Raw genomic sequence first — 11,568 nt, 5'->3', positions numbered from 1 at the left:
GGTGTTTATCGCATGCCCAACACAGGGGTGGGACTAACAACATCCAGATTCTGTGCTCGGTGACGCAACAGATGATCCATAAGCACAATTGCGAGCATCGCTTCTGCGATGGGCACTGCTCGAATACCGACACAGGGGTCATGACGGCCTTTAGTCACCATTTCCACTTCGTCACCCTGCACCGTCATACTCTTACCCGGAACACTGATACTGGATGTGGGCTTCATGGCAATATGAGCCACGACGGGTTGCCCGGAAGAAATGCCGCCTAGCACACCGCCCGCGTGATTGGATTCAAATCCAGCAGGCGACATCAAATCTCTATGCTCTGAGCCATGCTGAGTCACCACCGCGAAACCATCACCGATCTCAACGCCCTTAACGGCATTAATTCCCATTAATGCATGGGCAATGTCGGCATCCAGACGATCAAATACAGGCTCTCCGAGACCAACAGGAACATTAGTGGCAACCACACTCACTTTAGCCCCAATAGAATCACCTGATTTTTTCAGCTCACGCATATACTCATCAAGTGCCGGGATTTTACTGGCATCCGGGAAAAAGAAATCATTACGTTCAATCTCATCCCAATCCACCTGCTCAGCAATGACTGGACCGAGTTGGGATAGATAACCACGGATCTCGATTCCGAAATGTTGGAACAGATATTTTTTGGCGATAGCGCCTGCCGCAACGCGCATAGCCGTTTCTCTTGCAGAAGAACGACCACCCCCGCGGTAATCGCGGGTACCATATTTTTGTTGATAGGTGTAGTCAGCATGCCCGGGACGGAATAGATCCTTGATGTTGGAATAATCCTGACTGCGTTGATCAGTATTCTGGATCAGTAAGCCAATGGAAGTCCCGGTAGTTTTACCTTCAAATACACCCGAGAGAATTTTCACTTCATCAGGCTCACGCCGAGCCGTAGTGTAACGGGAAGTGCCTGGGCGACGGCGATCAAGATCGCGCTGCATATCGGCTTCCGTTAATTCCAGCCCTGGCGGGCAACCATCTACGATACAGCCCAGTGCCGGACCGTGGCTCTCGCCAAAACTAGTGACAACAAAATTCTGACCTATGCTGTTTCCCGACATCGAACTGCTCTACCCCTGATATGCTGAATTACAAATAATTATTTAGCGTTATCTCTCCAGGGAGAAAACGTATCTTGATATTCCATTAACTGATCTTTGGTGAGCACAAACACACCATCGCCACCCCGCTCAAAACTGACCCAAGTGAACGGGACTTCTGGGAATTGCTCAACCAAATGCACCATGGAATTACCCACTTCTATCACCAGCAGACCCGTATCGGTCATATAATCGGCCGCCTGGGCGAGAATGCGGCGAGTGATATCCAGACCATCATTGCCTGAAGCTAAGCCCAACTTTGGCTCGTGATGGTATTCTTCCGGCATATTGGCCAAATCGACCGCGTCTACATAAGGTGGATTTGACACAATCAAATCGTATTGAGGGCCTTCGGGAATGGAACTGAATAAATCAGACTGCATCGGATACACACGATCCATGACCCCTAAAGTTTCAATATTGATTTGTGCCACTTCCAGAGCATCGCTACTGATGTCCAGCGCATCAACTTCTGCATCTTCAAACGCGTAAGCACAAGCTACCGCAATACATCCACTACCGGTACACAAATCCAACACTCGATTTACCGGCTTGTTGTACAGCCAAGGACTAAATCGATTTTCAATCATTTCCGCGATCGGCGAACGCGGTACCAGTACGCGCTCATCCACATAGAAATCCAATCCTGCAAATGTTGCTCTATGAGTCAGATATGGCACAGGTAAGCGTTCACGCACGCGACGAATGATCAGCTCGACAATCTTGTGCTTTTCACTGCTGGTAAGGTTTGCATGAATAACTTGCTGCCCAATCTCATCTGGCAGATGTAACGCATGAAAAACTAGAGAAATTGCTTCATCCCACGCATTATCGGTACCGTGACCGTAATAGATACCTGCATCGTTGAAACGGCTGACGGCCCAGCGCAACATGTCGCCTACGGTTCTTAATTCTGTAACCGCTTCGTCAACAAAGATCTTATCCAAAATTGCACTCCGGCTTAATCAAAACTATCCCATTGTAACTGAACTCTGTTCAGAAAAAACAGAATTGAATAAAATGCATTGATGAACATTAAATATGACAAAGATGGACTGACTGAATTTCAACAGCTCGTTGAGGGGATCACCCCATTCTCTCAAGATAAGCGCCACTTTAAACCGCCAGTAAAAAGTCGTAAGCAGCTGATTGAAAAAGAAGTTCACAACCAAGCCGACAGCTATTTTTCCGATATATATCAGCCGTTACTGCCGATAACCGGCCCTATGCGCTGGCGTCGGGAAGATGTTAATACGATGGAACTCAAGCGATTACGTCGGGGAGATTACATTCCCGAATTATTGCTGGATTTACATGGCTACCGACAAACTGAAGCAAAATTGGAGCTCGCAGCGCTAATTCAAGCCTGTGTCCAGGAGTGTCAATTATGTTGCAGTGTGATGCATGGACATGGCACGGGAATTCTAAAACAACAAGTTCCCTTATGGTTAGCACAGCATCCGCAGGTAAAAGCATTTCACCAAGCGCCGCGCGAATGGGGTGGAGATGCAGCGTTATTGATATTAGTTGATATTGGTGACCAACCACATCGACGTTAACTGCTGATTTTGTGATAAAAAAGCGCCTTTCGGCGCTACAGTGCTATTTCTGAGGTTAGCTGATGCTATGTGCAGTCTGCTGCCACATCAGTTCTGAATGGTGTCCAATAATATCAACCATCGCGACTGAGGATGTCGCAAACAGCGGTGGTTCAATACCTGGAACCAGTTCACTTACCATATAACCCAGCAACGGCATATGTGAGATCACCAATACGTTTTCTGCCTGATACTGCTCGGCATACGCCAGCACCAGCCGCGCCGCCATCTCAGGGTCGGCAGCTGGCACCAGTTCATCTAATACTTTACTCTTCCGCGGTGTCGGAAAATGGCTTGAAACTTCCTGCCAGGTTTGTTGGGCGCGAACATAAGGGCTGACCAACACCAACTGAAATTTAACCCCGGAAGACTTCAACCACTCGCTCATTAAAGCAGTATGATGAAAACCCGTTTCTGTTAATGACCGTTCCCTGTCGTACCTTGCTTCATGGCCAGCTTCCCCATGGCGCATCAAATATAGCTGCATACATCACTCACTACAGAAGATATTATTCTGATTATTTCTCTATTGTAGCCTGTTCTCTGTTGGCAGAAAAACCGCATGTCCGCAATCTTTATGCGAAAACTACTTCAGGTATTTGCCAAAAAAGCTAATGGCCATCAATATATAATGAATCATCCTCCAAGGAAGCTTACGCTTGACCTCAATGCAATCCATCACTGTCAGCCTTAACGATCACCGGGATTACCGATATCTGGAACTGACAAACAGCCTCAGGGTCCTTATGGTCAGTGATCCTCTGGCCACCCAGGCTGCTGCATCCATGGCGGTCAATGTGGGCCACTTTGACGATCCTGTCAACCGTCCAGGTATGGCGCACTTTTTGGAGCATATGCTATTTCTGGGGACAGCGAAGTATCCAGATGCGGGAAGCTTTTTGTCGTTTATCAACCAGAACGGTGGCAATAACAATGCCTGGACCGGTACTGAACTGACTAATTTTTTCTACACGGTACCGCCCCAAGTATTCCCTGAATCATTAGATCGGTTCAGTCAGTTTTTTATAGCTCCCTTATTTAATAAGGAGTTAGTTGATAGAGAACGCCACGCAATTGAATCTGAATTCCGCTTAAAACAGAAAGACGATATCAGACGCATTTATCAAGTCCTAAAAGAAACCGTTAATCCTGCTCATCCATTTGCCAAATTTTCCGTGGGCAATCTTGAAACGCTGGCGGGTGATGAAGAAGTTCTGCGGCAAGAATTGTTGACATTCTATCAGACACACTACAGTGCCAATCTCATGACGTTATGTCTGGTAGCCCCCTTGTCACTTGAAGAACTGGAGTTTCATGTACATAAATACTTCAGTGACATCGCCAATCAGCGACTACAAAAAGATTATCCAGATACACCGCTTTTTAATGATGAACAGCTGAGTAGCCAGATCCAAATCCTGCCACTGAAAGAACAAAAGCGGGTCACTATCAGTTTCAGCTTGCCGGCAATTGAAGAATATTATCGTAGTAAACCCCTGACCTACATCAGTCACCTGTTAGGCAATGAGGGTGCGGGCAGTCTGCTGGCCTGGCTTAAGGATAAAGGACTAGCCAGCAATCTTTCAGCTGGGGGCGGCATTAACGGCTACAACTTTAAAGAATATAACATCAGCATCCAATTAACCGATGCTGGCTTGATTGCGCTGGACGATGTGATCGCTGCCTGCTTTTCATATCTAAAATTGATCCATCAAGAGGGCCGCGATAATTGGCGCTATCAAGAACGTGCCAATTTATTAAAACTGGCCTTCCGCTACCAAGAACAGATAAAGCCGCTAGATCTCGCGAGTCATCTCAGCATTAATATGCAGCACTATCCGGCCGAGGATATCATCTTTGGGGATTACCGCATGGACGGAAACCACCTGCAACAGATGGATGAATTGTTGGCATTGATGACACCTCAAAACATGCGGATACAACTCGTTGCGCCAGATTTGGATACGAATAAGCAGGCTGCTTGGTACTTCACGCCTTATAGTATGTCGGCTATTTCTCTGTCTCGATTGGCTAACTGGCGAGATGTAAACAAATTAGAGGGAATTCATTTACCTGCTCCTAACCCCTTTATCGTTGCAGACAGTTTAGCGCGCGCTGAAAAATCCACCGCAGACGTTCCCATCATTGTTGCCGAAGGTGCAGGCTATCGCATTTGGCATCGCAAGGATGATGAATTTAACGTTCCTAAGGGACACTTATACCTTTCTTTAGATTCAGAGCAAGCGAGCATGACAGTAAGACATGCTGCGCTGACACGGCTTTATGTCGAGATGTTACTGGATTATCTGACTGAATATACCTATCAAGCTGAAGTGGCCGGACTTAGCTACAACATCTATCCCCATCAAGGTGGAATAACACTGCATCTGACAGGTTATACCGGTAAACAGGAAACCTTACTAAGTCTATTGATTGATAAAGCTAAGGACAGCAATTTTACTCAGCAACAGTTCCACAATATAAAGCGACAGGTACTGCGCAGTTGGTACAACAGTGCCAGAGCGAAACCCATCTCACAGCTGTTCACCAGTCTGACCGTTACCTTGCAACGTCGCAGTTACGAGCCGTTAAAAATGGCAGAAGCCCTTGAAGACTGTACGCTAGAAGATCTTAATCAACATATCACCGCTTTTTACCAGCGCATTTATCTTGAGGGGTTGGTTTACGGTGATTGGCTAGAAAATGAGGCCAGAGCATTAGCGAAAAGACTGCAGCATATTTTATCGTTGGTCTCTAAGCCGAGTCAGGAATCTGCGCGTGAGTTGATTAATTTACAGGGCACGGGAACCCTGCTGCGGGAGCTTGATATTGCGCATCCCGACAGTGCAATCATTGTGTATTACCAGTCGGAAGCCGCTGAACCTTCGCAAATGGCATTGTTTAGTTTGCTCAATCACGCGATGTCATCGCCCTTTTTCCATGAATTGCGGACACAAAAGCAATTAGGTTACATGGTAGGTACCGGATATCTGCCTTTAAACAGGCATCCAGGTATGATTTTTTACGTTCAGTCACCGGTTGCGGGACCTTTACAACTGCTCGAAACCATTGATCAGTTCATTGCCGATTTCAACTACGCCGTGATGCAGATTACCAATGAACAGTGGGAATCCACAAAAGAGGGTCTGATCAATCAAGTCATGGAACATGATGCAAATCTCAAGACTCGCAGCCAGCGCTATTGGGTGAGTGTTGGCAATAAGGACTATCACTTCGATCAGCGTGAACAGGTTGTCTTAGAGTTACAACGCCTAACTCGTGCGGATTTAATCAAATTCATGATGAAGAAAATGCGCACTAAGCACAGCGACCGATTAGTGTTATTCAGCACCGGGGAACAACATCAACAACATGAACCGTTGATGGCTGGAGAGATAATCACAGATCTAAGATCATTCAAATTGGGTGCCCATAAGTTCAACACTTAAAAACCACGTTAATTAGTGCGTGTTAATGAGAAATGGAAGTGATTGATTAGATGAACAAGATCATCAACTGAAGCAATGTGATTAAAATTAATCCAACAACAGTGTGCTTAGTATCAGCGGTATTGCGAGTAATGCTAGTATCGACGATAGCATCAAAATAGTGTCATGAAAAAGTTAAACTTTGACAAACACTTTACTTTCTGAAAGAGTTAACTTTCAGAGACTTGGCATCCACTATAAAAGATTACATTATGCCTGAAAATTCACTTTCAAAGTTGCTGTGTCTATTCACCCTGATCTCATTGTTTCTGACAGCAACGTGCCGCGCCGACGAAAATTTGGAAGAAATGTCATTCCAAGCTGACGTATTGCTTAATTATGACAGTTATGGTGTTACTGATGGATTATCACAAAGTACAGTTACCTCAATTACAGAAGATGATGATGGCTACATCTGGATCGGAACATTGAACGGACTAAATCGTTTTGATGGTAAGGACTTCAAGGGATACTACGCTAGTGAAGACTCTGGATTAAAGAGTTCCTATATAAAAGCTGTTTTATATTCAAGTGATTTTGATAAATTATTTATAGCGACAGATGAAGACTTATATTTTTTTGACAAAAACACAGAGAAATTTACTGGCCTCGGAATAAATGAAAACATATTAAGTATAAATAAATTCTACAACAGCATAATAATTATAACAGACACTTCTAAATACAAAATAGATAAAGAATATAAAAAAAATAAACTCGATATAAATGTAAAAAATTCCGATATAAAAAATATAATACTCCATAACAATGATATTTATATCACAACATATGAAAACAAACTAATCTATAATGGTGAAATTATTGCAAACGATGTCTCAAGTATATCCTGGACTAAAAACAATATTTTTATATTAAAAAACAATTTATTATACAGCGTTAGCGATAATCACATAAAAAAATTATTGGATAAAAAATTTGACCACATTTTTAGTGATAAAAATGAAGTCTATTTAACTCGTGACAATACTTTTTACAAAGTACATAATGGACAATCATTAGTCTTGATTGGCTCTTTAACTAACGTTCCTTCATCTAATTTAATTTTATATAAAAAACTGTCTAACGGAATTTTAATATCCAACGTCAGCAACGGGTTTATATACATTAGAGAATCGAAAAACCTTGTTAAAATGTTAAAAAATACTCCAAGTCAAGTTTGGTCATTAAAAGATAATGATGAAAAAATCGTAATTGCAGGAAATTCAAAACTCATTAATGTCTATGATAAAAACTTAAATATCAACACTGCCTACAATGCAGATGATGTTGGAGCAAAGTCCGCTGTTTTTACAAAAAACTATTTATATATTGGCGAAAAAAGTGGATTAATTAAAATAAATATAGATGATAACCAAAAAAAAATAATAATTAATGAACCAATATCTGCGATAAAGGTTTTTTCAGATTATCTCTATGTAGGAACAGCATATGGCGTTTTATATAAATTAAATATTGCAAATGGAGAAATTGAGGAAAAAACAGAAATATATAAACTAAATCCAATATTTGACATATTGCCAGAAAAACAAGATATATATATCGCTAGCCAGGCTGGCCTATTTATTTTAAAAAATGGTTTAGTTAAAAATATTTTTGACAAGGATATTATATTTTGCTTGGCAAATAATAATTCTGGACTTTTCTTTGGTACGCGTTCAGGAATTTATAACAAAGAAGACAATGGAACCATAAAAAAAATATTTGATCTAAACAAAAAACCTATCTTCTCTATGATGATAAGAAATGATCTCCTTATAGCATCATCAATAAAAGAAATTGTTTTACTAGACACCAAAAATAAATCTTCAATATTATTAAACACTAACTATGGCGCACAAGTAGAGTATAATACCCAGGGAATAATTGGCTATAACAACGGATTCCTCTTAGGGGGAAATGAAGGAATTAGTTATATTAACATCCCTCAGATTTTTGATTACATCAAAAAGCAAAAGGAATCCATACTCACAACAGTAATCGATGAACTAATGATATTTAACGCCCCTGAGAAAGTTGGAAATGGGATATTAACCGCTTCAATATCAAAAACAAAAAAAATAAAACTAAAATATACAGATTACCCTTTCACATTAACCTTTAGCTCTCCCAATATAGATATTAACAAAAAAGATATAGAATATAATTACAAACTGGATGGTCTATCTGACACTTGGATATCATCAAAAGGCATCAATTCAGCAACATATACAAATTTATCACCTGGTAATTATGTATTTAGCATCTATGCCACAAATCCTTTAACTCTTGAAAAAGGTAATATTACTTCATTAAATATCGAAGTAACCCCCCCGTGGTGGCTTTCAATCTATTCCAAAGCAGCTTACTTTCTTACAGCATCTCTAATTTTATTTATGTTACTAAAAGCATTCCTAAAGAAAAGAGAGACTCAAAGACAAATCGCATTAAGTGAAGAACGTCTGAAACTTTCGTTGTGGGGAAGCGGCGACGAGATGTGGGACTGGGATATAGAATCCGGTAAAATTTTCCGGTCTAATATCTGGGGAGCATTAGAATTTCCGCGAGATGGCCAACGCTCAGGTAAAGAAGGTGAAGAAAGTAATATTCATCCTCAGGATCAAGAACGTGTACGTGAAGCACTGAATAAACACTTTTACGGAGAAACCGATCATTTCGAAGCAACTTACCGAGTAAGAAGCAAAACAGGTGAATGGTTATGGATCCTCGATAGAGCCAAAATTGTTGAGCGTGACGATAAAGATCATGCTACGCGTATGACCGGAACCATCAAAAATATCAGTAGTTTTAAAACAGCTGAAGAACAGTTAAGACTTTTTGAAAGAGCAATAGAAAATATCTCTGAAGGCGTGTTTATTTTAGATACTGAATTTCAATTTGTAGAGCTTAACGAAGCCGCCTGTGATATTACTCGTAGTACAAGAGAAAAAACTGTCGGTACAACTATACACTTTAGCCGCTATTCGGATGAATATAATAAACAAATAAAGCAACTTTTAAGACAACAGGGACAGTGGAACACCGAAATTGAAGCTATTCGAGGAGACAATTCGATATTCCTGATGGAGTTGACCATTGACGCGATTTATGATGAGCAAGGGGTATTAACTCATTATGTTGGGGTATTTTCTGACATCTCGCATCGAAAACAACAAGAAGAGGAATTACGACGTCTCACTAACAATGATCTGCTCACTGGATTACCTAACCGTTCAAACCTGCAAGTGACACTCGAAAACTTGGTGAAAAAAGACCATCACCACACATTAATGATCCTTGATTTGGACAACTTTAAGAAGATTAATGACTCACTTGGCCATCAAGTTGGGGATGAATTGCTTTGTTTGGTTGCCTCACGAATCGCTAATATTATTCCTAAACATACAAGTCTCTATCGATTAGGTGGCGATGAATTTGCAATTTTAGTAGATAAAAACCCGGATATTGGCTCCAGCGCATTAATTGCTAATGACGTAATTGAAGCATTCAACGAACCCTTTATTATCGCAGATGAAAGCCTTGTCGTTGGCGTCAGCATTGGAATTGTGCTGTATCCTGAAGATGAACAAAATGAGCAAGCGTTGCTTAGAAAAGCCGATATCGCGATGTATCATGCAAAATCAGCCGGTGGTAACCGCTATCAGTTTTATTCCGAATCGCTCAACCGCAATGCGCTAAGGCAATTAGAAGTCGAAAGCTTGATCCGAGAAGGATTAAAGGACGATCTATTTGAAGTTTACTTCCAGCCTAAAATTAGTTTACGTACTGGCAAGCTCGCCGGAATGGAAGCGTTAGTAAGATTAAATCACCCACTACATGGCATGATCCCACCAGGAGAGTTTATTCCTTTAGCAGAGGAAACTGGCCTGATTGTTGAGATAGGTGATCTTGTACTTAAGAAAGCATGCTTCGCAGCGCAGAAATGGCGAGAGCAAAATCTATTTTCTGGTCGGGTGGCCGTCAATTTATCGTCACGGCAATTTGCATTACCTGATCTTCAAACGCGAATAGAGTCAATTTTACGACTAACACGCTTACCGGCTGCAAATTTGGAATTGGAGATTACTGAAGGGACAGTAATTAAACAACCTGAGAAAGCGATAAAAGTTATGCAACAATTGACTCGAATGGGTATCAGCTTGGCTCTAGACGACTTCGGTACCGGATACTCATCGCTTTCTTATCTAAAACGCTTTCCAATTCATACACTTAAAATTGACAAAGCCTTTGTGGATGATATCGACAAATCGGATCGTGACTTAAAAATGGTCGACTCAATTATCACAATTGCACATAACATGGGGCTTTCAGTGGTTGGTGAGGGTGTCGAACAAACAGCTCAGCTTAATATCCTACGAGCGCTTAATTGTGAGGAAATACAAGGATTTATATACAGCAAAGCGATTTCGGAAAGTGATTTTACTGAATATCTACGCCTTGATAGTATCGAAGCCGCCGATCAACAAAATGGAACCAATTAATTGTTGATTTAACTGTCAAATTAAAGTTGGCATAACATCTGCTTTATCTCTCTTGTACAGCGTCAAAACTTGACCGCTAGCCGAGTAACTTACTGAATAAGAGAGATAAAGAGATGATGAAAAGAATATTTTTAACTGCTTTGGCGTTTGTCAGCGTTTCTGCCTTTGCTGTCACTAGCTCTCAGTCAGCAGAAACAGCGGAACTTACAGGGGTACCCTACATCAAACTGAAACCAACTGAAGTTGCTGGTGTTCCATACATCAAACTCAAACCAACTGAAGTCGCTGGCGTTCCGTACATCAAACTCAAACCAATTGAAGTTGCTGGTGTTCCATATATAAAACTCAAACCAACTGAAGTTGCTGGCGTTCCATACATCAAACTTAAACCAACTGAAGTTGCTGGCGTTCCATACATCAAACTTAAACCAACTGAAGTTGCTGGCGTTCCATACATCAAACTTAAACCAACCGAAGTTGCTGGCGTTCCATACATCAAACTTAAACCAACTGAAGTTGCTGGCGTTCCATACATCAAACTTAAACCAACTGAAGTTGCTGGCGTTCCATACATCAAACTGAAAACAATTGAAACAGCTGTAGCCTAAGAGGTAAAAGACTATGATCAACTCAATCAAAAAAGTACTGGGTTTTTCCAAGCCTCAACGCAAAAAAGAACAACTGCCTGCAGGGTTGCAGCACTTAGAAGTTGTCACCGCAAAGGGTTGGTGGAATTAAATAGTATGGTTAAAAAGAAAAAGGGAGCTAAGGCTCCCCTTTTTATTGCTTAAAATTAATAAACACCACAGATTTAAAGAGGGGCTAGTTATTATATCGGTGGAAA

General features: G+C 41.4%; 7 protein-coding genes. 4 read left to right on the top strand and 3 right to left on the bottom strand.

Annotated features, from left to right (window positions below; genetic code table 11):
* Positions 1-5: 5 nt before the first annotated feature.
* Both aroC and prmB read right to left on the bottom strand, forming a co-directional pair.
* Entirely contained in the window at positions 6-1,100 is a 1,095-nt protein-coding gene (aroC, locus tag KDN34_RS07140) for a chorismate synthase (RefSeq protein WP_212596197.1), read from the bottom strand.
* A 38-nt stretch (positions 1,101-1,138) separates the two neighbouring features.
* Positions 1,139-2,086 carry a 50S ribosomal protein L3 N(5)-glutamine methyltransferase gene (prmB, locus tag KDN34_RS07135; RefSeq protein WP_212596196.1) on the bottom strand — a complete coding sequence of 316 codons (948 nt, stop codon included), beginning with the start codon at positions 2,084-2,086 and terminating at the stop codon, positions 1,139-1,141.
* An 81-nt stretch (positions 2,087-2,167) separates the two neighbouring features.
* On the opposite strand from prmB, the gene smrB reads away from it, so the two are divergent.
* Positions 2,168-2,698: an endonuclease SmrB gene (smrB, locus tag KDN34_RS07130; RefSeq protein WP_212596195.1), complete on the top strand. Its 531-nt coding sequence runs from the start codon at positions 2,168-2,170 to the stop codon at positions 2,696-2,698.
* Positions 2,699-2,753: 55 nt separating this feature from the next.
* On the opposite strand, the gene sixA is transcribed toward smrB, so the two are convergent.
* The gene (sixA, locus tag KDN34_RS07125) at positions 2,754-3,224 is read right to left on the bottom strand and encodes a phosphohistidine phosphatase SixA (protein ID WP_212596194.1); all 471 of its coding nucleotides are present in this window, start codon (positions 3,222-3,224) and stop codon (positions 2,754-2,756) included.
* A 172-nt stretch (positions 3,225-3,396) separates the two neighbouring features.
* Here sixA and KDN34_RS07120 point away from each other — a divergent pair, with 172 nt between their 5' ends.
* From KDN34_RS07120 to KDN34_RS07110, 3 genes are all read left to right on the top strand, one after another.
* Entirely contained in the window at positions 3,397-6,186 is a 2,790-nt protein-coding gene (locus KDN34_RS07120) for an insulinase family protein (protein WP_212596193.1), read from the top strand.
* Between the two features lie 251 nt (positions 6,187-6,437).
* Positions 6,438-10,724 (top strand): EAL domain-containing protein, encoded by a 4,287-nt coding sequence (locus tag KDN34_RS07115; RefSeq protein WP_228730443.1) that lies wholly within the window; start codon positions 6,438-6,440, stop codon positions 10,722-10,724.
* A 113-nt stretch (positions 10,725-10,837) separates the two neighbouring features.
* Entirely contained in the window at positions 10,838-11,332 is a 495-nt protein-coding gene (locus KDN34_RS07110) for a hypothetical protein (RefSeq protein WP_212596191.1), read from the top strand.
* Positions 11,333-11,568 lie beyond the last annotated feature (236 nt).

The organism is Shewanella yunxiaonensis (assembly GCF_018223345.1).
In the GTDB taxonomy this organism is placed as follows: Bacteria; Pseudomonadota; Gammaproteobacteria; order Enterobacterales; family Shewanellaceae; genus Shewanella; species Shewanella yunxiaonensis.
Note: the sequence above shows the minus strand (reverse complement) of the source record. Positions and strands in the feature narration are given on the sequence as shown.

What these genes read in the sequence shown, in the direction of transcription:
- aroC (WP_212596197.1), bottom strand. Translation starts at nt 1,100, where the DNA reads ATGTCGGGAAACAGCATAGGTCAGAATTTTGTTGTCACTAGTTTTGGC.
- smrB (WP_212596195.1), top strand. Translation starts at nt 2,168, where the DNA reads ATGAACATTAAATATGACAAAGATGGACTGACTGAATTTCAACAGCTC.
- sixA (WP_212596194.1), bottom strand. Translation starts at nt 3,224, where the DNA reads ATGCAGCTATATTTGATGCGCCATGGGGAAGCTGGCCATGAAGCAAGG.
- KDN34_RS07115 (WP_228730443.1), top strand. Translation starts at nt 6,438, where the DNA reads ATGCCTGAAAATTCACTTTCAAAGTTGCTGTGTCTATTCACCCTGATC.
- KDN34_RS07110 (WP_212596191.1), top strand. Translation starts at nt 10,838, where the DNA reads ATGATGAAAAGAATATTTTTAACTGCTTTGGCGTTTGTCAGCGTTTCT.